Origin of the sequence: Photobacterium carnosum (assembly GCF_021236965.1) — a bacterium.
GTDB lineage: Bacteria > Pseudomonadota > Gammaproteobacteria > Enterobacterales > Vibrionaceae > Photobacterium > Photobacterium carnosum.
In genome coordinates this window covers 1-22458 of record NZ_WMDN01000012.1, presented here as the reverse complement: position 1 = coordinate 22458, position 22458 = coordinate 1, and the positions used below count along the sequence as shown (strand labels likewise).

General features: G+C 35.8%; 18 protein-coding genes. 10 read left to right on the top strand and 8 right to left on the bottom strand.

The genetic code is table 11. The features are described from left to right. The first annotated feature begins 9 nt into the window (after positions 1-9). From fdh3B to cobB, 3 genes are all read left to right on the top strand, one after another. A complete protein-coding gene (fdh3B, locus tag GLP24_RS12285; RefSeq protein WP_045030423.1) occupies positions 10-627 on the top strand; it encodes a formate dehydrogenase FDH3 subunit beta in 618 nt (205 codons plus the stop codon). A gap of 169 nt (positions 628-796) precedes the next feature. Then, complete coding sequence (locus GLP24_RS12280; protein ID WP_407951507.1) at positions 797-1807, top strand: formate dehydrogenase subunit gamma; 1011 nt, start codon at positions 797-799, stop codon at positions 1805-1807. Between the two features lie 153 nt (positions 1808-1960). Continuing rightward, positions 1961-2725 (top strand): Sir2 family NAD+-dependent deacetylase, encoded by a 765-nt coding sequence (cobB, locus tag GLP24_RS12275; protein WP_331254166.1) that lies wholly within the window; start codon positions 1961-1963, stop codon positions 2723-2725. A 76-nt stretch (positions 2726-2801) separates the two neighbouring features. Here the strand turns inward: cobB and potD are convergent, their stop codons facing one another. From potD to potA, 4 genes are all read right to left on the bottom strand, one after another. Then, positions 2802-3854, bottom strand: coding sequence for a spermidine/putrescine ABC transporter substrate-binding protein PotD (potD, locus tag GLP24_RS12270; RefSeq protein ID WP_101768706.1), 1053 nt, complete (start codon positions 3852-3854; stop codon positions 2802-2804). 362 nt (positions 3855-4216) lie between these two features. Beyond that, positions 4217-4984, bottom strand: a complete 768-nt coding sequence (gene potC / locus GLP24_RS12265; protein WP_152652677.1) for a spermidine/putrescine ABC transporter permease PotC — start codon at positions 4982-4984, stop codon at positions 4217-4219. Further along, a complete protein-coding gene (gene potB / locus GLP24_RS12260; protein ID WP_101768704.1) occupies positions 4984-5841 on the bottom strand; it encodes a spermidine/putrescine ABC transporter permease PotB in 858 nt (285 codons plus the stop codon). Before potB ends, potC begins: the two co-directional genes overlap by 1 nt. Further along, positions 5825-6943 (bottom strand): spermidine/putrescine ABC transporter ATP-binding protein PotA, encoded by a 1119-nt coding sequence (potA, locus tag GLP24_RS12255; protein WP_152652676.1) that lies wholly within the window; start codon positions 6941-6943, stop codon positions 5825-5827. The genes potB and potA overlap by 17 nt, the downstream gene beginning before the upstream one ends. Positions 6944-7388: 445 nt before the next feature. Here potA and GLP24_RS12250 point away from each other — a divergent pair, with 445 nt between their 5' ends. Both GLP24_RS12250 and pepT read left to right on the top strand, forming a co-directional pair. Beyond that, positions 7389-8219: a hypothetical protein gene (locus GLP24_RS12250; RefSeq protein ID WP_101768702.1), complete on the top strand. Its 831-nt coding sequence runs from the start codon at positions 7389-7391 to the stop codon at positions 8217-8219. Positions 8220-8519: 300 nt separating this feature from the next. After that, a complete protein-coding gene (gene pepT / locus GLP24_RS12245; RefSeq protein ID WP_101768701.1) occupies positions 8520-9749 on the top strand; it encodes a peptidase T in 1230 nt (409 codons plus the stop codon). 105 nt (positions 9750-9854) lie between these two features. On the opposite strand, the gene GLP24_RS12240 is transcribed toward pepT, so the two are convergent. Next, positions 9855-10097 carry a hypothetical protein gene (locus GLP24_RS12240; RefSeq protein WP_152652674.1) on the bottom strand — a complete coding sequence of 81 codons (243 nt, stop codon included), beginning with the start codon at positions 10095-10097 and terminating at the stop codon, positions 9855-9857. A 156-nt stretch (positions 10098-10253) separates the two neighbouring features. Beyond that, positions 10254-11738 (bottom strand): carboxypeptidase M32, encoded by a 1485-nt coding sequence (locus GLP24_RS12235; protein ID WP_232616084.1) that lies wholly within the window; start codon positions 11736-11738, stop codon positions 10254-10256. Positions 11739-12082: 344 nt separating this feature from the next. On the opposite strand from GLP24_RS12235, the gene GLP24_RS12230 reads away from it, so the two are divergent. Then, positions 12083-13261: a D-alanyl-D-alanine carboxypeptidase family protein gene (locus GLP24_RS12230; protein WP_152652672.1), complete on the top strand. Its 1179-nt coding sequence runs from the start codon at positions 12083-12085 to the stop codon at positions 13259-13261. A 162-nt stretch (positions 13262-13423) separates the two neighbouring features. Then, complete coding sequence (gene ttcA, locus GLP24_RS12225) at positions 13424-14317, top strand: tRNA 2-thiocytidine(32) synthetase TtcA (RefSeq protein WP_101768697.1); 894 nt, start codon at positions 13424-13426, stop codon at positions 14315-14317. Between the two features lie 84 nt (positions 14318-14401). On the opposite strand, the gene uspE is transcribed toward ttcA, so the two are convergent. Then, the gene (uspE, locus tag GLP24_RS12220) at positions 14402-15349 is read right to left on the bottom strand and encodes a universal stress protein UspE (protein ID WP_232616083.1); all 948 of its coding nucleotides are present in this window, start codon (positions 15347-15349) and stop codon (positions 14402-14404) included. 261 nt (positions 15350-15610) lie between these two features. Continuing rightward, the gene (locus tag GLP24_RS12215) at positions 15611-16366 is read right to left on the bottom strand and encodes an FNR family transcription factor (RefSeq protein WP_080157434.1); all 756 of its coding nucleotides are present in this window, start codon (positions 16364-16366) and stop codon (positions 15611-15613) included. 1650 nt (positions 16367-18016) lie between these two features. Here GLP24_RS12215 and GLP24_RS12210 point away from each other — a divergent pair. The 3 genes from GLP24_RS12210 (at position 18017) to GLP24_RS12200 (ending at position 22157) form a co-directional block, all read left to right on the top strand. Beyond that, on the top strand, positions 18017-18454 hold the full coding sequence (locus GLP24_RS12210) for a hypothetical protein (RefSeq protein WP_232616082.1): 438 nt from the start codon (positions 18017-18019) through the stop codon (positions 18452-18454). A 438-nt stretch (positions 18455-18892) separates the two neighbouring features. Continuing rightward, positions 18893-20056 (top strand): FIST signal transduction protein, encoded by a 1164-nt coding sequence (locus tag GLP24_RS12205; protein WP_232578938.1) that lies wholly within the window; start codon positions 18893-18895, stop codon positions 20054-20056. 4 nt (positions 20057-20060) lie between these two features. Continuing rightward, positions 20061-22157, top strand: coding sequence for an ATP-binding protein (locus tag GLP24_RS12200; RefSeq protein WP_232577406.1), 2097 nt, complete (start codon positions 20061-20063; stop codon positions 22155-22157). Positions 22158-22458 lie beyond the last annotated feature (301 nt).

Sequence of the window (22458 nt, the reverse complement as noted above, 5' to 3'; positions counted from 1 at the left end):
AGTCACCTGATGGCACGTATGAAATTTCTTTGTGACTCTAAGCGTTGTATTGAGTGCAATGGTTGTGTAACAGCTTGTAAAAACGCCAATTCAGAAGCGGTTGGTTGGGGCATTCAACGTCGTCGCGTTGTGACCTTAAACGATGGTCTTCCAGGGGAGACATCAATCTCAGTGGCTTGTATGCACTGTAGTGATGCGCCTTGTATGGCGGTATGTCCTGCTGATTGTTTTAGCCAAACAGAAGATGGCATAGTGCAGCACGATAAAGATTTATGTATCGGCTGTGGTTATTGCTTATTTGCTTGTCCATTTGGTGCACCACAATTTCCTAAGCAAGATGCTTTTGCTGAACGTGGCAAAATGGATAAGTGCACTTATTGTTCTGGCGGCCCAAATACAGAGCCTGGTTCTGAAAAAGAACGCCTGCTTTATGGTGCAAACCGTATCGCAGAAGGTAAGTTACCAATGTGTGCTTCAATGTGTTCGACTAAATCATTACTTGCGGGTGATGCTGAAAAAATCTCTGAAATTTTCAGTAAGCGTGTTGTGGCCCGTGGTGCTAAAGATGCGGGCTGGGCAAGTACTGATGATCTAGCTTACGACGCAAGTAAAGTACGTAAAGCTTAATCATCTTTAAATGGATTTAACGAGGAATGTTAAGTCCATTTATCGACTCGTGTAATAGTTAGGCACACTGTTGTAATAGGTGTGCCAATTAATCTGCTTTTTAAAGTGGATAGGAGCTTTAATGACTAAGCGAATTCAACGCTGGTTAACTATCATAGTTACTGCTTTAATGATGGTGTTTTCAGTATCCACAATGGCGAGTGGTAGTGATACAACCACCGCTGGTGAAGCCGTAGTTAAAAAAGAAGTGATCGGTTTTGCTGGGGCTGATTACTGGCGTATGGTAAAAGATGGCGAGAAAGGTTACACCACATCTGGTTGGCCTGAGCATGATGTTTTAATCAGTGTGCCAGGACAAACGTGGTATATCCTTAAAGAAAAGTGGATGTCACCATTAGGTGCTTTAGCGATTTTTGGTAGCCTAGTAATGGTAACGTTAGCTTATGTGGTCATTGGACCGCTAAAGTTAAGTCAGCCTAAAACGGGTCGTAAAATCAAACGTTGGAGCCGTATTGATCGTGCATTGCACTGGAGCATGGCATTCACTTTCCTTACATTAGGATTCAGTGGCTTAACGTTAGTTTATGGTAAACATTTTATTAAGCCCATTGTTCCTAGTGAGATTTGGGGATGGATCATTCTTGCTGCCAAGCAATACCATAACTACATGGGACCTATTTTTGCGATTCTATTACTTGCTGTATTGATCAAGTGGTGGCGTAAAAGTACCTTTAATAAAGTCGATCTTGAGTGGTTTAAAAAGATGGGCGGCATGGTGGGTAAACATAAAGGATCACATCCATCAGCCGGTTTCTCTAATGGTGGTGAGAAAGTTATCTTTTGGCTATTGATCGTGTTTGGTTTCTCGATTGCAGCCAGTGGCTTTGTGTTAGATTTCCCAATTTTCGATCAAACCCGTCGTGATATGGAGCTATCAAACTTACTCCATATGTTATCGGCATTGATTTTAATCTGTGGCTTTATATTCCATATCTATATTGGTTTATTTGGCATGGAAGCGGGTCTTGATGGCATGGTAACTGGCGAAGTTGATGAAACATGGGCGCGTGAACACCATAACTTATGGTTTGATGAGGTAAAAGATTTACCTGAAAATCAACCAGGTTATGAGCCTGACAAGCAGAATGTGGAAAAACCGACATCATCTCTGGATCGTTAACGATTAAACATTAAATAAAGGCCGATACACTTTGTTATTGAAAGTGTATCGGCTTTTTTTATGAGCATAATTTATGATTCATGGCAATACACAACCTTTCAGACTAACCACTAATAAAAAACACCGTTAAACCATATAAAATCAGTGGTATAAATAGAGTATAAGGTTAACTATTATTATCACCATAGGAATATTGTTATGTTATTTCCTTACAAAAATATTGTCGTATTAACAGGGGCGGGTATTTCTGCTGAATCAGGGATACGTACTTTTCGGGCGGCAGACGGGTTGTGGGAAGAACATCGAGTTGAAGATGTCGCTACGCCTGAAGGCTATCAGCGTGATCCTGAATTAGTACAAGCGTTTTATAATGCACGTCGAGCACAAATAGAAAATGGATCTGTTGCCCCTAACGCTGCTCATTATGCATTAGCAAAGCTAGAAGCTGAATTAGATGGCACAGTAACGATTGTGACTCAAAATATCGATAATCTTCATGAACGAGCCGGTAGCCATAATGTAATTCACATGCATGGTGAGTTATTAAAAGCGCGTTGTTGTGAATCAGGTCAAACGGTCGAATGGAAAGGGGATTTACATACTGGTGATCGTTGCCATTGCTGCCAAATACCAGCACCATTACGCCCTAATATTGTATGGTTTGGGGAAATGCCAATTGGTATGGATAAAATCCATGACGCGATTGTGAAGGCTGATTTGTTCATTGCGATTGGTACATCAGGCAATGTGTATCCTGCTGCGGGTTTTGTGCATGAAGCATCATTGCAAGGCGCACATACAGTAGAGCTTAATTTAGAACCAAGTAATGTTGGAAATGAGTTTGAAGAAAAACGTTATGGTAAAGCATCAGTGCTTGTACCTGCGTATGTTGCTGAATTACTAAAAGCACAACAATAGAGTAGTACTTTATATATATGAGTTATAAAAAAACCGAGCTTTTTAGCTCGGTTTTTTATTTGTTTAATGACAACTATTACTCGCCAGCTTTTAGCTTTTGGTAATATTGCTCGTATAGTTCACTTGCTGCGCCAACGCTGTTCTGCCATTCACCCGCATCCATTACTGATTGTGGTGGGTAGATGCTTGGATCGTTAACGAAATCAGCAGGTAGTAATTTCTTCGCTGCGGCTACGGGTGTTGGGTAACCAATTTGCAGTGCAATTTTTGCTGCAATATCAGGACGAAGTAAGAAGTTGATCATCTTGTATGCGTTATCAACGTGCTTCGCATTAATTGGAATCGCTAGACTGTCCATCCAGAAGATAGCACCTTCTTTTGGCCATACGATATCAATTGGAGCACCTTCTTTACGCGCCATATATGCAGAACCATTCCACAACATACCTAGTGATGTTTCACCTGCCATGTAAGGATTAGCAGGGAAGTCAGAGTTAAAGACTAAAACATTAGGCATTAGTTTTTTAAGCTCTTCGTAAGCTGCTTTAATTTGCTTTGGATCTTGTGTGTTAGCAGAGTAGCCTAGCTTACGTAATGCAATGTGGAACACTTCACGTGCATCATCCATCATCATTAACTGACCCTGCCACTTAGGATCCCATAAATCAGCCCAGCTTGTGATTTTTGATTTATCGATTACATCAGTGTTAACGCCGATACCTGTTGCACCCCAAATGTAAGGAACAGAATAGTCATTGTTAGGATCAAAAGGCTTATCTAAATAGTTTTTATCGATACCCGCAAAATTAGGAATTTTTGATTTGTCGATCTTTTTAAGCATGCCTTCCTTACTCATTTTAGAAACGTAGTAAGTTGAAGGAACAATTAAATCGTAGCCTTTATCATAAGTTTTTAATTTAGCGTACATGGTCTCATTCGACTCGTAAGTCGAATAAATCACTTTAATACCGGTTTCTTTTGTGAACTGTTCTAATACATCATTTGGAATATATTCAGACCAGTTGTAAAAGTATAATTCATTACTATCTGAATCTGCAGCAGTAGCAATATTTGAATACATTGACATTGCACAAACTGTACCGGCCATCATTAAAGACCATTTTTTCATTATTGTTAGCTCCTAACTAAACAGGATATCGAGAGTGTTCTCTAGCGGATTTGAACCGCCTCTCCTAATTTTATGTTGTTTATAAAGCGCTTTTAAAAATGTGCTTTTAAACAAATATGAATTGGTAAACGTGATTATTATAGCAGATAAAATCATACTGCTATCACAAATATGAACACATAGATAAAATATTTATTTATAGAGCATTGATTAATAACAAGTAGTTAACGTTTGGATGATATTGTTATACAAATAAATATCACGATTAATTAAAGCTGAAAATAGTGTGATAAAACCGCAGGTAAAAAAAATGGCTAACTTTATGTAAGTTAGCCATTTAATGTTCGTTAAAACTGTTTATGTTACTTTTTTTCTCTTGCAAGTAATTGCGAACAAATCACAAGGAACAATGAAATTATCAGCATGATAGTTGCTAATGCATTTACCTCTGGTGAAATACCGACTTTAACCATCGAGTAAATTTTTAAAGGTAAAATTTCATAGCTAGGTCCTGTAACGAACGAACTTACAATTACGTCATCAAGTGATAATGTAAAGCTTAATAACCAACCTGCAGCAACCGCAGGTTTAGCCAGTGGTAGAATAATTTGTTTTAAAATTACCCACTCACTTGCACCTAAGTCACGAGCTGCTTCAAGCATTTTTACATCAAAGCCTTTTAAGCGACTGTATACAGTGACGACAACAAACGGCAGACAGAAAGTAATATGTGATAGTAATAACGTTAAGAATCCGAGATTAGCACCAATTAATAGGAATAACGCCAATAATGAAATTGCCATTACAATATCAGGTGACATCATGACTAAAAATAGCATGCCAGATACAAACTTCTTGCCCTTGAAGTTATAACGAAATAGGGCAACAGCCGTTAAACTACCAATCAATGACGCAGCTGTTGCTGAAATAACAGCAATCGTAATTGAGTGGCCAGCAGCTTGCATCAAACTATCATTATTAAACAGATCTTCATACCATTTGGTCGTAAATCCGCCCCATTTCATACCGAACTTACTGGCATTAAATGAGTTAATAATCAGAATAACAATAGGGGCATACAAAAAAGTATATACCACTGACATAAAGCTGAATTTAAAGAAACGACCCATTATTCAAGCTCCACTTTTTTATTCAGTAATTTTCCTGCTCGATAGTAGGCATACAACATAATTGCCATTGCTAACGTCAGTGCAATACTGGTTGCAGAGCCAAATGGCCAGTCACGAGCGTTGAGTACTTGACTCTTAATCACGTTACCAATCAATAAGTTTTTCGCACCACCAAGCAAATCAGATACATAGAACATACCGAGAGCGGGTAGTAATACCAATAAACAACCAGCAATAATACCTGGCATTGTTAATGGGAAAATAACTTTAATAAATGTTTGAAGCTTATTTGCCCCTAAATCGCGAGCAGCTTCAATATAGTTATTATCAAGCTTTTCAATCGCGGAGTACAAAGGCAGCACCATAAATGGCAATAGTATATAAACTAAGCCGATCATTACGGCATACTCGGTGTACATAATACGAATAGGCTTTTCAATAATATCGAAATACATCAACGCATTATTTAGAATTCCCCGAGTACCGAGCATCAGCTTTAAGCCATATGTACGGATTAACGAGTTAGTCCAAAAGGGTACAATGACCATAAATAGCATAAAGGGACGCCATTTTTCTGGCATCTTAGCAATGGCATACGCAAAAGGGTAGCCAATCAACAAACAGAAAATAGTTGCTGTAATTGCCATATTGAATGAATGCAAGAGTACTCTTGCATACATTGGATCAAAAAGGCGTTCATAGTTGTCTAATGTGAACACCATCTTGATTAGATTTGCATCATCACGGGTTAAAAAACTCGTGCCGATAATCATAAGGTTGGGTACAAATACAAACAGTAGTAACCAACTTACAACAATCGTTATGATGATGTTTTGGAGATTAAACTTCTTGCTCATCTGCTAGCACCACTTCCCAACTTTCAACCCAAGTAATGGCAACTTTTTGATCAAGAGAGTGGTCTACGTCAGGATCATCTTCGTTGAAGAATTCACTAACCATTACCGATTTCCCAGAATCTAGCTGTACCACAGAATCAAGCGTCATACCTTTATAAGTACGCTCTTTAACTTTGCCTAAAATACCCGTTGTCTGATCACCGTTATAAATTTCTTCAATACGAATATCTTCTGGGCGTAATAGCACTTTCACTTTGTCGCCAATGGCAACATCAAGATCACAGTGGATTAAAGAGTGACGACCTTCTACATCAGCCATAATACGCTTACTGTCTAAGCGTTCTTTAACGATAGCATCAAACACGTTGATTTCGCCGATAAAGTGAGCGACAAAGAGGTTGGTCGGTTCTTCATAAATTTCACGAGGGCTGCCATCCTGTTCAATATAACCATCGCGCATAACGATAATACGATCGGACATAGATAGTGCTTCTTCTTGATCGTGAGTTACGAAAATAAAAGTAATACCAAGTTTTCGCTGAAGTTGTTTCAGTTCAAGCTGCATTTGTTTACGTAATTTGTAATCAAGCGCAGAAAGTGATTCATCAAGCAAAAGAACTTTTGGTTTATTAACAACTGCACGGGCAATAGCAACGCGTTGTTGCTGGCCACCAGACAATTGATGAGGTTTACGAGGGGCAAACTTATCAAGTTGCACCATACGCAATGCTTCCATAACTCGAGGTTCAATATCACTCGATGGCACTTTTTGCATGCGTAAACCAAACGCGACGTTCTCAAACACTGTCATATGTGGGAACAGTGCATAACTCTGAAACACCGTATTAACGAGACGTTGTTCAGCTGGAATGTCAGTAACATCTTTATTGGCAATGGTGATCTGACCGTCATCGGCAGTTTCAAAGCCAGCAATAAGACGAAGCACTGTGGTTTTACCACAGCCTGATGGACCTAAAATGGTTAAAAATTCACCATCGTTTACGTCTAGATCCAAACCTGTAATGATTTGCTTACCGTCAAAGCTTTTACAAAGACCCTTCAGCTGAATTACAGGTTTCTTAGATGTTTTTACAACGTTCAATTCTACGTTATCTCCACCTTGGGACTGATTGGTTATGCCCCAATATTTTGGCTAAATTTAGGGGCGCATAATAGACCTGTAGTCTTTCAATTTAAAGCATTTTCTTACTAAATTTACAGATTAACAGCTACTTTCTTTAATGATAGCACGTTGATTCATAGCAATATGGCCGCTATTACAAATAATATTGAAAAAATAAATTACGATTAAAGTAATAATAAGAATGTTTTATGTTTAAGCTCAAAAAATTATTACTTACGTTCAATAATCGTGGATGACTATTTATAATAAAACAGGGGAAAGCAGTACATATCGCCTTACTTGTTATTTATTGTTTGTTTTTCATACAGCAATGAGGTATTGAAATAAATTTTTACGTGAATAGTGTTTTTGTACAATGATGAGTAACGTACAATACATATACCCGAATAATGATGATATGAGTATGAAAGAGACAACTAAAAAAAGTTTTCACGTTGGCGGTTCAATTGAAAAAGCAATGGTTGGCGATGTTGATCTACAACCAATAGCTGTTCTTCAAGAAGCGTTTAAGATAACAGCAAAGAATTTTACTAAATTTTTACCTGCTGTTATTTGTTTGTTTATTGCACAGATCGCATTGTTGCTATTAAGCCTAAAAGTACAATTAGGAAATCCAAGTGTATTTTTTGATGCTTTTATTACAGGGAAGGGGTTTACCGCTGAGATTTTAAAAGCCGGCTTTATGGCTAACTTTTGGTCTGATGTACTAATTGCGCCTTTGTATGTTGGTGTAAGTTTAATGGCGCTTAATCACTCTGTCGGGCTACCAACTAAACCAAGTCAAATTATTAAAGGTTTTTCATTCACATTAGTCTCTATCATTACAATGTTATTAATTTCTTCAATTCAGGGGATTGGTAGTAGTATTTTTCCTCTAGTGGGGTTATTTTTAACAATGGCTTTAAGTATGGCCATTCTACTTGTGTGTGAGAAGCGAGTAACTCCAATTAGAGCAATTCAATATTCATTCATGGCAACTATTCGTAAAGTGATGCCAATGACCGCTATTTATTTAGTCATCATGATTTTCTTTTTTATATCGATTATAACGGCTGGAATTGGATTACTTTGGACATTACCTTTTTTCTTTAATGTGAAAGCAATTATTTATCGGAATATGTTTGGCATTACATTGCAGGTTACATCTGTACCTAATGCGGATGATAATAAACCCGAATCAAAAGCTGATGCTAATGTCAGTGAGCCGATTGATAATGATACGTTTAATGCGTAATTTCATATCAAAATATGAGAAAAGCTCCTTTAGATAAGGAGTTTTTTTTAAGTATTACTTCTAATGCACTATAACTTTATACATTACATCTAAAATCATAAGATCAATATCTTTAACATTCCCATTCAATCGCTTTCTAAATAAACCTCCTATCTATATTCAAAAATAGGGATATCTCTAATAAAAATAAACATTAATGATGATGTATCTCAATTTCATTTCGTTACGATAGGATCATAATATGATTAATAATAAATAGTGATGGTATAAACTGTCAGCTCAAGCAAGAAAGGTAACTTTATGGATAAGTTAATAGAACGTTTTTTACAATATGTAAGTTTTGACACTCAATCTAACGGTGCAGTTTCTTCTTGCCCTAGTACTGTAGGGCAGCGTGTATTTGCGGAAGTTCTTCAATCAGAGATGCTTGCTCTTGGACTAAGTAACGTTACTCTCGATAGTAACGGTTACCTTACAGCGCGACTACCAGCAAACGTAGATGGTGATATTCCTACAATTGGCTTTATCGCTCATATGGATACAGCACCTGACGCATCAGGAAAAAATGTTCGACCACAACTTGTTGAAAGCTATCGTGGTGGTGATATCGCATTAGGAATAGGTGATGAAATCCTGTCTCCATTCCAGTATCCAGACCTTAATAAGTTACACGGTCACAATATTATCACGACAGATGGTACTACACTGCTTGGTGCTGATAATAAAGCGGGGGTTGCTGAAATCATGACGGCTATCGCTTATCTTATTGCTAACCCTGAAATCAAACATGGCAATATTTGTATTGGTTTTACACCAGATGAAGAAATTGGTCGTGGCGCAAACTTATTCGATGTTGAAAAGTTTGGCGCGCAGTGGGCTTATACAATTGATGGTGGTCCGATTGGTGAGTTGGAATATGAAAATTTCAATGCAACTTCTGCTGATGTTATTTGTCATGGTGTCAACGTTCATCCAGGTACAGCAAAAAACAAAATGGTTAATTCCATGAATATTGCTGCACAATTTCAATTAATGATGCCTGCAGATGAAACACCAGAATGTACTGATGGCTACCAAGGTTTTTATCACCTTAAATCAATGGAACCATCGGTTGCTCGCACTGAATTGGGCTACATCATTCGTGATTTTGATCGTGATGGTCAAGAGAAGCGTAAAGCATTCATGCAACAAAAAGTGGACGAGCTGAACAACAAGCTGACACAAGGTAGAGTAGAGCTTATTCTAACGGATTCTTATTATAATATGCGTGAAATGGTTGAACCATTCTCTCACATTATTGAGATTGCTCAGCAAGCGATGATTGATTGTGATGTTCAGCCTGAAATAAAGCCAATTCGTGGCGGTACAGATGGTGCTCGACTATCATTTATGGGCTTACCTTGCCCTAACATCTTTACTGGTGGTTATAACTTCCATGGTATTCATGAGTTTATTACTGTTGAAGGAATGGAACTTGCAGTCAAAGTGATTGTAAAAGTTGCAGAAAACACAGCAAATCGATACGCCTAATTTTTCTCGCTAACCATTAAAATAAAAGCCACTATCAACGATCTATTTCTCGTTAATAGTGGCTTCTCTAATAGAATGCAATGTTTATTATTTCAGATTGATTATTTAGTCGTGATCGTTACTAAGCATTTCATTTAAACGCTTTAAAATAGCATGAACAGCGTGACCTTTAGTAATTTCGCCGCCTTTCTCAACTTCGATCTCATGCTTACTATGAAGACCAGTTTCATCTTCAGCAATATGTAGCCAATCCGGATGCCAATAGAATGATTGGCCGCCATCTGTGATCCAGTTATGTACACCACAATTTTCGCCATGGTAATTTAGATCCGCTGCTTTATACGTCATTCTTAAATCCTTTAATGGTTATCTTTCTCTTTGTTGATAAAGAGTATAAAAAACAATGATGATGAAACCGTGATCTAACCGATATTATTTTGCTAAAGATTACAATTAAGTAAAATAAATAATGTATTTTTGTGTGTGGTTCGAAAAATATAATGGTTACTTACTTAAATAACGTTCCATTAAGTGCTTTTTAAAGTGATCTGGATTTAATGTTTCCCCAGTTGCTTTTTCTACTAGTTCATCGGTTGATAACGTTGAGCCTTTGCTCCAAATATTATCATGTAACCATTCAAAGATTGGCGTTAGGTTACGTTGAGCGACAAGCTGTTCAACATTCATTTCTTTATTAATGGTTGCCATAAATTGAGCAGCATACATTGCACCAAGGGTATAACTTGGGAAATAGCCAAAACTACCGTCAGTCCAGTGAATATCTTGCATACAGCCATCAGTGAAGTTTCCTTGTGTTGAAACACCAAGATATTGGGTCATTTTCTGATCCCAAATTGTTGGAATATCATCAACCTCAATCTTACCTTCAATTAAGTCACGTTCAATTTCATAACGTAAAATAACATGTGCAGGATAGGTGACTTCGTCTGCGTCCACACGAATAAATCCCGGTTTTACACGCGTATTAATGAGTCGAAGGTTTTCTGCTGATAATGACGCTTCTGTGGAATTAAACGATTTTTGTACCATTGGGGCTAATAAACCGCTAAATGCAGGACTACGCGCTAACTGCATTTCACAAAATAAGCTTTGTGATTCATGAATGCCCATTGAACGAGCTTCGCCAATAGGAAGATCACGCCATTGTTGTGGTAAGCCTTGCTCATAACGTGCATGGCCTGTTTCATGAATGACGCCCATCAATGCAGAAGTGAAATCATTTTCATCATAGCGAGTCGTAATACGAACATCCGTTGGTACGCCACCACAAAATGGGTGAGTACTAATATCTAGTCGTCCGTGGTCAAAATCAAATCCCAATAATGTCATTGCATCAAGGCTTAGTGCTTGTTGTTTATCAATAGCAAACGGAGTAGGTAACGGTAATATTTCTTCTGTCGCTTGTTTAGCTTCGACTTGTTGAATGAGTTGAGGTAACCATGATTTTACGTCAGCAAAAATACCGTCGAGTACCGCTGATGTCATTCCTGGCTCATAAATGTCCAGTAGGGCATCATAACGGCTTAAACCTGTGGCTTGTGAGCGAATAGCCGCTTCTTGGCGAGCTAACTCAACCACAGGCTTTAAGTTGGCTTTAAAGCCTTCCCAATCGTTTTCTTTACGTTGTGAGCGCCAAGCATGTTCACATTGAGAACCTGTAAGTGATTGTTGTTCAACGAGATCGGCAGGTAAAATATTCCGCATCATCCAATTACGTTTAAGGGTTGCAAGGCTGACGCGTTGTTCTGCGGTAAGATGTTCTTTTTCTGCGTCTGCAAACCAATTATCTAAGTAAGGAGCAGTGGCTAATTCATGTGAAATAACAGCAAGCTCAGCCATCGCTTCTGAACGTGCTTGTGCACCACCATTAGGCATCATTGCAGCCTGATCCCAACCACAAATAGCATTAAGATGGCCAAGTCGAGATAGTTTCTTAGCATGACGTTCTAATTTATTGTAATTATTCATACTTGTTCCTAATTGATAAACAGCAATACAATAAATTTAACTCAACCTTTAACTATTTAATAGAGATACTCTGTTACTTCAGTAATAAAAATGCGAACACTGCAGTATTTATTAATTAAAAATCAAATAAGAAGTAGTTAATTACTCGTAATGATTTATATTTAAAGTAATTAACGTGATAAATGTAATCAGTGATAGGAATTGGTAAGACAATGTTACTAAGACCTGTTTTATTATATTTTTTCGATATACTGGCTGCCAATCTCAATACCTATTAGGTTTCTGCAAGTCCTTAATAGCTATGTAGATTGATTTTATCGTTTTTTAAAGGAATTTTGCCTCTCATGGAAAAGACTACTCGGTTTTTGTCGCTTGTCGGTGCTACAGCGCTTTACTCTTTATCATCTTCAGCGTTTGCTGCAATGCCAACCGTTGTACCTGATGCACCAACATTAAGTGCAAAAGGCTATGTATTGATGGATTACAATACAGGTAAAATCTTAGTAGAGAAGGATGCAAACGAAAAATTAAATCCTGCAAGTTTAACGAAACTCATGACAAGTTATGTTGCGGGCCAAGAAATGAAACAAGGTAATATTAATGCGAAAGATCTTGTTGTTATTAGCCGTAATGCGTGGGCAAAAAACTTCCCTGATTCATCAAAAATGTTTATTGAAGTGGGTAGTGAAGTTCCTCTAATGGATTTGTTTCGAGGCTTGATTATTCAGTCAGGTAACGATGCCAGTGTAGCTATTGCAGAACACGTGGCAGGTTCTGAACAATCATTTGTAAGTTTAATGAATTCATGGGCGAAAAAATTAGGGATGAACAATTCTAATTTTGCCAACCCACATGGCTTAGATAATGATGATTTATATACCACGCCTTATGATATTGCTTTATTGGGTCAGGCGCTAATTCGTGATTTGCCAAGCATTTACCCATTGTATAGTGAAAAATCATTCACCTATAACAATATTACGCAACGTAACCGTAATGGCTTGCTTTACGATCCAAGCATGAATGTTGATGGTATGAAGACCGGTTACACCAGTGGGGCCGGTTATAGCTTAACCAGTTCAGCCACTGAAGGTGACATGCGTTTAATTGCCGTAGTTATGGGAACAAAAAGTACCAAAACACGTGAAATTGAAAGTAAGCAATTATTAAATTACGGTTTCCGTTTTTTTGAAACAGTAACGCCTCATAAAGCGGGTGATGAGATCATTACTGAGCAAGTATGGTTTGGTGATAAAGACCAAATTAAATTAGGTGTAGATAAAACAAGTTATGTGACGCTGTCACGCAATGACACTAAAAAACTAACAGCTAGCGTTGAATTGAACAGTGAACTTGAAGCGCCAATAACGAAAGGCCAACAAGTTGGTGAAATCATTTATTCAGTTGATGATAAACAAGTAGGTAAACAACCACTTGTTGCATTAGAACCAGTTGAACAAGGCAGCTTCTTTAGTCGTTTGATTGATCAAGTTAAGAAATTTGTAATGAGTTTTTTTAAGTAACTACTGATTTATTTATCGTAAAAAAGTCCAGCCATTGTGTGCTGGGCTTTTTTATTGTGGATAGCTATTTCCAGTCAACAATAAAATACGTATAATTCATGCCCTATAAATTCTTATCCCGCAATTCTACTATCGATGTCGTCGGTAGTTCGAGAAGTAGTAATGAATCAGACAGATAACCATAAAGAAACACTTGAATATAACAAACTGCAAAAACGTCTTCGCCGCAATATGGGTAACGCCATCATTGATTACAACATGATCGAAGAAGGTGATGTTGTTATGGCCTGCATTAGTGGTGGCAAAGATTCATTTGCGATGCTGGATATTCTGCTTAATTTAAAGAAAGCAGCGCCAATTAATTTTGACGTTGTCGCGGTTAACCTTGATCAAAAGCAACCCGGCTTTCCTGAGCATATTTTGCCTGAGTATTTTCAAAGCTTAAATATTCCTTACTACATTGTCGATAAAGATACTTATTCAGTGGTTAAGGCAAAAGTAGAAGAAGGCAAAACAACGTGTGGCTTATGCTCTCGTTTACGTCGTGGTACGCTGTATTCTTTTGCTGAAACAATTGGTGCAACTAAAATTGCATTAGGGCACCATTTAGATGATATCGTTGAGACATTATTCTTAAATATGTTCCACGGGTCACGCTTAAAAGCAATGCCACCTAAATTACGCTCTGATGATGGTCGTAACGTTGTTATCCGTCCATTGACATACTGTCGTGAAAAAGATCTAATCAAATACGCTGAATATAAGCAGTTCCCGATCATTCCTTGTAACCTTTGTGGTTCACAAGAGAATCTACAACGTCAAAGCATTAAAGCAATGTTGATGGATTGGGATGAAAAGACACCTGGTCGTGTTGATGCGATTTTTAAATCAACTCAGAATATCAGCCCAAGCCAATTAGCAGATAAAAACTTGTTTGATTTTGTTAATCTGCCATTGGATCGTGAAGGTGAGAGAGCGGAGTATGCTTTCACTGAAGCAACAGTATCATCAACAAATATTGATGAAAGTATGTTCATTGATGTTACTAACATTTAATTACCGTTAGTGGCAAAAAAAGTCAGTAAAAATGGCACCTTACTCTTCATTGAGTCGGTGCCGTTTTGTTATTGATAGTCGCCTTTACTCATCAATAGACGTTGGCGCTAATGGACTAATATAACCATCAGGTTTTAAAGCCAGTAAGTCACAATTTAGACTATCGATTGTATTTTCTGCAGTGTTACCAATAAATACGGCTGATAATCCTGTACGTCCTATCGTACCAAGGATCACAAGCTCTGCATTGATTTTATCTGCAACTTGTGGAATTACATCTTCAGCCAAACCTTCTATAACATAGGTTTGTTCTTCATCAATAGCATACTTTTGGCGTAAAGCTTTCATTGTCATTAGATGATGACCACGAACAGCATCTGTATATGAAGCAGGATCAAACTCTGGTAATTCAATGGTAATGTTAACGGGGGTAGCAGGATAAGCATTAACTAAATTAACATTAGCATGAGTAATCGATGAGAAGGCAATCGCTTCTTTTACTATCTTGTCATTAAGATCTTCATGTGTTTCATCTTCTGCTGATAAATTCACACAAGCGATAACATTACCATTGGTTGGCCAGTTTTCGCCTTTTACCAATAATACAGGAATTGGACATTTTCGTAATAAATGCCAATCTGTTGGTGTAAAGATAACAGATCCCAATTTTGGATGTTCATGCGTTGCTTTAATTAGTAGATCAATCTCTTGACTGAAAACATCGGCAATAATGGACTCGTAAGGACGGTTGTGCCATACGACTTTAATTTCGATATTAATGCCTTGGTCTATGTGTGGTTGTATGATTTCTTTTAGCCATTCTTCTCGTTGCATAACGACACCACGACGCATTGCGTCACGTTCATCAGAAGAAAGCATTGATGTCATTTCATAAGAAAAATCATAAATAGCGAGGAAAACAATAATCTTTACATCATTACAAGCTTTTGCTAAATGAATAGCACGAGATATTGCAGGTTGTTGTTCTCGTTCAGGATCTGCGACAACAAGTATGTTTTTATATTTTTGCATAATAATGTCTCCCTACGGCATAATCTCTTTTCTTAATGAATAAGAATAAAAAAACACATTTACCATTGTATTTATCAGATACACTTTTAAATCAAGTGATTAAAAAATAACATGTTATTTACTGTACTCTAAAGTAATCAATATGGGGAGTAGTTTGAGAAATAAAATGTAAAAATGGGATAATAAACGGTTATATGTGGATACAAAAACAGGTACTAAAAAGTACCTGCTTATAAAGAGGTTAGGTAGGATATTATAGACTTATAAATTATTATTCTTACTTACACCAGCAAGCTTTGCTAATTCATCATGATCTAATATTGTAATATATTTACCTTTAACACTTAACATTTCAGACTTTTGGAAACGGCCTAATAAACGACTGATTGTTTCGACAGTTAAGCCTAAGTAGTTACCAATATCACCACGTGTCATTGTTAAGCGAAATTCGCGAGGTGAAAAGCCACGTTGAGAAAAACGTAATGATAAGTTGTAAAGAAAAGCAGCTAAACGTTCTTCAGCATTTTTCTTAGACAACAATAAAATCATTTCTTGATCGCCTTTAATTTCACTGCTCATTAGTCGCATGATTTGTTGGCGAAGCTTCGGCATTTTACCTGCTAAATCATCAAGAATTTCAAAAGGTATTTCACATACCATTGATGTTTCTAGTGATTGTGCAAAACTAGGGTGTTGCATTTCATTAATAGCATCAAATCCAACCAAATCACCAGCTAAATGAAATGCAGTGATCTGCTCATCACCTTGCTCTGTAATGGTATAACTTTTAATTGTACCTGAACGAATAGCATACAATGATTTCAGTTCATCTCCTGCTTTGAATAATTCTTGACCTTTCTGGATTGGCTTTTTACGTTCGATGATTTGATCCAGTTGATCTAACTCAGATTCATTCAAAGTGAATGGAATACATAGCTGGCTAATACTGCAATCTTGACAGTGAATAGCACATCCACCTGATTGAATACGTTTTGTAGTAAATTTGTCTGAGATCATATGCCTGTCTAACCAATTTGATGTAGGTCAATATTTTAACATATTATGAAGCAATATTACGAGTATTAAAAACCTTACCATATTTGATTGATTGCAATATAACCAGTATGGGCTCTATAAATGATGATAAAAAATCCATTTATTCGCTTGATGTCAGTATATTTAATGAAAATTTTAGTTTATCGACTATAGATCTAATTGCTAACTTAGTGGGTAATATTCCTCGACAAAGAGCAAACATGATTATCACTTCATATATAGCACCTCTATAAATGGCAACCCATATGAAAATAAAATAGACCTAATCACCCCCAAGGGATTGTTTTAAACGGGTAGGATAAGGGTAAGGAATATTTGGTTATAAAAAATAAAATACCATAATAGATGTCCAATACGTTCAATCTAAGTAAGGCATACCCACCATTTTTCAATGTATAATCCTAAGATAATTATCATCAGATAAGTAAAAATTTGCATTAAAATCAATGAATTATTTGACTAGCTTAATGTGGTAACTTAAAAAATGGGACTTATAATAAGCATGCCATCATGTGAAAAATTATTCTACCTATGTTGTAATATAATAAATACACCTAATAATATTACCGCTTATTTAGCATTCCTATTGTAACAACTGCAGCAATGCTACTGTGTAGACTAATACAATAACCAGCTCTGGTTAAGCAATGTTGTTAAAAAAATCAGTTCGATTATGAGCAGATGTTAGCAATATAACCTTATCTTTTATCATGTTTTGAGGTGGATTTTGAGGCTTTCTTCTACCATCATCAAGCAAAATATTGTGACCTTGATAATCTAAATTCTTAAATTTATTACTCAGTACAGCCCATAACAAACAGTAATAGTAAGATAAAAATAAGAGTTAAAGAGGCATTAACATGTAAATATTTGCCATTTATTTAAATAATCTTAAATAATTTGATACAAAATAATTGATTTTGCTGGCACTCCTATAACTATAATATAGGGAACAACAATGACATAATTCACTTTATGCATTATTTCTAACACATGTTAATATCCTAACATTTAGAATGCACCGGTTAACATTGATTTGTCTATAGTGGTTAATCCTTTAATAAGAACGCCCATCAGCCGGTAGATATTTTTTTGTAAAACAGTGACAATGTCACTTTTTGATGATCTAGTTATAATCTGTTTATCAAACGTAAGAGTGCCATTGTTGGGACAAGTTTTAATAAATTAGCGCTCATAACTACTACATGTCGATGAGTATCCATTTCTAAAAATCGACCAATGATGAGGGATAGTAAACTCAAAGATTGATTCAAAATATACTTCGGCTTGTTTAGTAAACGTAGCATATAAGCTTGTACTATAAATAAACAACAAAACAATAGAAGCAGGAATATCCATATCTATTGTTAAAGCTTTAATATTTCACCTTGAATCTTTATGTTAAAGTGAGGTTTATAGGTATGGGTTCACTACAATGATAATAACCTTTAATCATTGGTAATGTTATACTAGTTAATATTATTTATTATTATACCTATGTAATTAAATAAGAAAAATATCAGCGTCTTATAAGATTAGTTGTTAATATCAGATGTGGCATATTTTTAGTTCAAGCATTTCTCCAAAAGAATAAAAAGGAATAAATACAAGATGGCAGCACAAAAATTAACTCGAGGACGATTAATTCAAATTATTATTTTAATGATTATTTTGATTAGTGCTTTTGTTTGGAGAACAGTGACATATAAGTCAAAGACTACAGTACAAAGAAGTGTCTGTAATTTAAATACAGGTAATTGTTTCTTTAATATTAATAATAAGAAGATAATAGTAAGTTTGTCTCAAACAAAACTACAAGCAAATACATTAGTAGAATTATATATTAACCCAGTTGATATTAATCCAAGTGCAAGCGTTAGTGGTGTTACTATGAATATGGGGATCTTACCTATTATATTTACGCAACAAAAGAATGGTTGGGTTGGGAAGTTTACCGTTCCTCAATCTACTCATAATAAGATGACATGGAACATTGATATTAAAATTAACCAGAATATCTATTCATCTGAATTCACCGTTACTAAATAAAATAAACGATGTTATTTTGTTTTTCTTGGTATTCTGCCATCAATCTCTAAAATCCATCCTGTAATAAATCCGACTTGAGTGCAATAACATCATTTATAATAAACATGATTGTTATTTTTATTAGCAATATCTACTGGTCAAAAATGTACTTTAGACTTGTCAGCAATAAGTTGATGTATTGCATTAATATCAATGACGATTACTTAATATTTTCAAGTGTAAATATTTTCAATACTGCTAGTGTTAGTTGTAACCAAGATAACATTTTGAACAATTGAATGTAATATAACACTCGATGAGTCTATTAACTGTACTATGATAGGAGATAACAGGTTAATTATTAATGATAAGGGGAAAAATAACAAATAAAAATGATTTGCCTACTGATTGTATTCGAAAAAATGATTATGATAAGGAAAAATATAAAAAGATATGGCTATGGATATTGCAACAAGCTTTTCAGTATTAGATGATTCTTATGATGCAATAGTTGACGCAATCAATATATTGGATGAAAAGATAGCACCGCCTTCATTATTATTGTTGTATTTTTCGGAAGATTATAATTACGATATTTTACAATCAGTATTAACCAAACGCTATCCAGATACACGATTTCTTGCATGTTCATCTTGTCAGGGATTCATGACAGAAGATGGGTATATTAATGGACAAGGAATTGCTCTTTGGGCTATCAATGATATATCTGGCGCTTATGGAACATCTATTGTTTCTTCTAATGGATCTATTTTTAATATTGCCCGACAAGCTATTCTAAAAGCAATTAATAATAGTGGACGCCTTGGTGAATCACCAACATTAATATTACTTCATGCAACCCCTGGTAATGAAGAAGAAGTCATTCGAGGTATAGAAGATGTTGTTGGGAAAAATATTGCAATCATTGGTGGTAGTGCTGCTGATGATAATGTTCAGGGTAAATGGCAAATATTTAACCAAGAACAACAAACACAAAAGGGTATAGGTATTGCTGTTTTTTATCCAAACTGTGAGGTGAGTTTTTCCTTCCATTCTGGTTATGCAGCAACGGCACATTCAGCTATTGCGACAAAAGTCCGTGGTCGTGAACTTATTGAACTAGATTATGAACCTGCAGCTGATGTCTATCAAAAATGGATAAAACAAAAGTTTGAAACAAATAGCAGTATTATTAATGAAAGTAGCTTAAATCCTCTAGGCCGTTTGGTTGGGACTATTCATGATTTACCATATTTTAAATTAGCGCATCCTTTAATGGTCACTCAAACTAATGGATTAAAAATGTTTGCCTCAATTATTGAAGGGGAGCGTTTATATTTTATGTCGGGCACCGATGAGCGTTTAATAACCAGGGCTGGACGTGTTATTACTGCAACAAATGGAACTAAATTAAATCCAATTGGAGGGATAACAATCTATTGCGCGGGCTGTATGCTTAAAGTTCAAAAGCGAATGAAAGAAGTCGCATCATTTGTAAATATAGCAATGCATAATAAACCCTTTGTTTGTCCCTTCACTTTTGGTGAACAAGGGCAATTTATTACGGGTGAAAATGCTCATGGAAATTTGATGATTTCTGCTGTTGTTTTTCATAGGGACTAATTGAATGATTGGTTTTGACGCAGAGAAACTGCAAGAAACATTGTTAGATCTTCAGCGAACACAAGAAAGAGAAAGTCAGTTACGTATAGAAAATGCAGCGATCCTTGAAGGTGTTTCAGCAATGGCTGGCGCGAATAATAAGCGTCAAGTTTTTAATAGCTTATTAGAAGTATTAAGAAAATTCATTGCCTTTGATAACGCAATCGTTTTAACTCGGGATGATGAAGCATCTGATTTACAAGTATTAATGAGTACTGTTTCTACATTTGATTTTAATCATTGGCAAGTCAGTAGTACGTTTAATCGCTGTATAAATGGTGAATGTATCGCTTTATATTCACCTAAAGATATTGAAGAATTTAAAAATAAAAGTCCTGATTTGTTGAATATTTGTCATTCGAGTTTAATTACGGGTGTAAAAATCAGTTCTGGCGATGCGATGATTATTTTAATGAGCTGTGAAAAAGGACATTTCACAACCAGTTGCCGTCGTGTTCTTAATAGATTCAGACCATTACTTGAACGTGCAATCATTGATATTGACTACCGAGAACGATTACAATCATTAGTTACTGTACGTACTCAGGAATTAACATATAGCCAACAACGGTTTAAAGACTTTGCTCGTACTGTGGGTGACTGGTTCTGGGAAATTGATACCGATTATAAGTTTAGTTATATTTCAGCATCTCAAATCGCTAACCATTTAATAGATAAGAATAATATTTTAGATTTTTTTGATGGTCATGAGGATTTTAAACAAAAATTCTGTTCACAATTACAAAAAAACGAATCATTTGAAGATTTAGAGTGGCATCTAGTTATTGATAAAAAAGAACAATGGCTCAGTTTTAGTGGTACACCTTATTATAATAAACATGGCTTATTGCTTGGTTATCGCGGTACTGTAAAAAATATAAGCGTAAGAAAAAAACGATTATTTGATTTACAGCAAGCTCGTCAACAAGCCGAAGCAGCTAACAAAGCAAAGTCTCAATTTATCGCAATGATGAGCCATGAAATTCGCACACCACTAAATGCCGTACTAGGTTTTATGGATATGTTGTCTTCTTCAGGCCTAGAGAATGAGCAACAACAATGGTTGGGACAAATGGAGCAATCAGCACATTTACTCTTGACCATCATTAATGACATCCTTGATTTATCTCGTATTGAATCAGGTAGTTTCGAATTATTTAATAGTAACATAAGCCTTTTAGAGAGCATTACACTAGTAAAAAATCAGCTTCAACCAGAAGCTGATAAAAAAAGCATACTATTAGAGTGTTATATTGATAATTCAATTCCAGAATATATTTTTTCTGATAAAAATCGAATTGTTCAAATCATGTTTAACCTTATTGGTAACGCGATTAAGTTTACAGATATTGGTTCAGTTAAAATCGTCGCGAATAAAATAGATAATAATATTGAAGTGTCTGTCTTTGATACGGGCATTGGTATTTCTAAGGATGCACAAGATAATCTTTTCAACCCATTCCATCAGGCTGATGGCAGCATTACACGTAAGTATGGTGGCACAGGGTTAGGATTAACTATTAGCGAATTATTGATCAAAAAAATGCATGGTAATATTAGCCTCGAGAGTAAGATGGATGTTGGTAGTTGTTTTAAAGTAACGTTTCCAATAGTTACTGCAATTTATCAAACACCAAATCCAGCAAAGGAAAAAATAATACCATCAAATTTTTCTCTTAATATATTACTCGCAGAAGATAGCCCAACAAATCAACTCGTTGCTAAATTAATGCTAGAACGACGTGGGCACAAGGTAACGATAACTAACCATGGTAAAGAAGCCATACTAAAACTGTTACAGTGTCACGAATTGTTTGATTTAGTGCTTATGGACATATCAATGCCTATTTTAGATGGGTTAGAAGCAACTAAACAGATAAGAAAGCTCAATATCAACACTCCAATAGTGGCATTAACAGCAAATGTAATGCTTGATGATCAATTTCTTTATCATCAAGTTGGTATGAATGGCTTTTTAGCTAAACCAATACAGCCTGAAGAACTAGATTTAATACTAAGTAAATATCAAAACCTAAAGGAAGAAACAACGAATAAATTATAATATTCGCGTTAGGTTGATAAAAATGGATAGCCATTAAAGCTGTCCATTTTTTTGTCTATAAGTAATTAATGATAAATTTAAGTCTCAAGCAAAATGAATATGTGTAATGTGTAGGACGTATTTTAATTTAGTGTTAATTGCCTATTTTATGGTAAATCGAGAATACTGTTAAATAGGCATTCTTAACTAATCTGATAACGCAAAAGTTAAGAGAGGAGCATGGAAAGAGCGATTTATAGGATCCCACACAAGGATATCGTTACTTGATATCCTATTTAACATAATATACATAATGCGCACT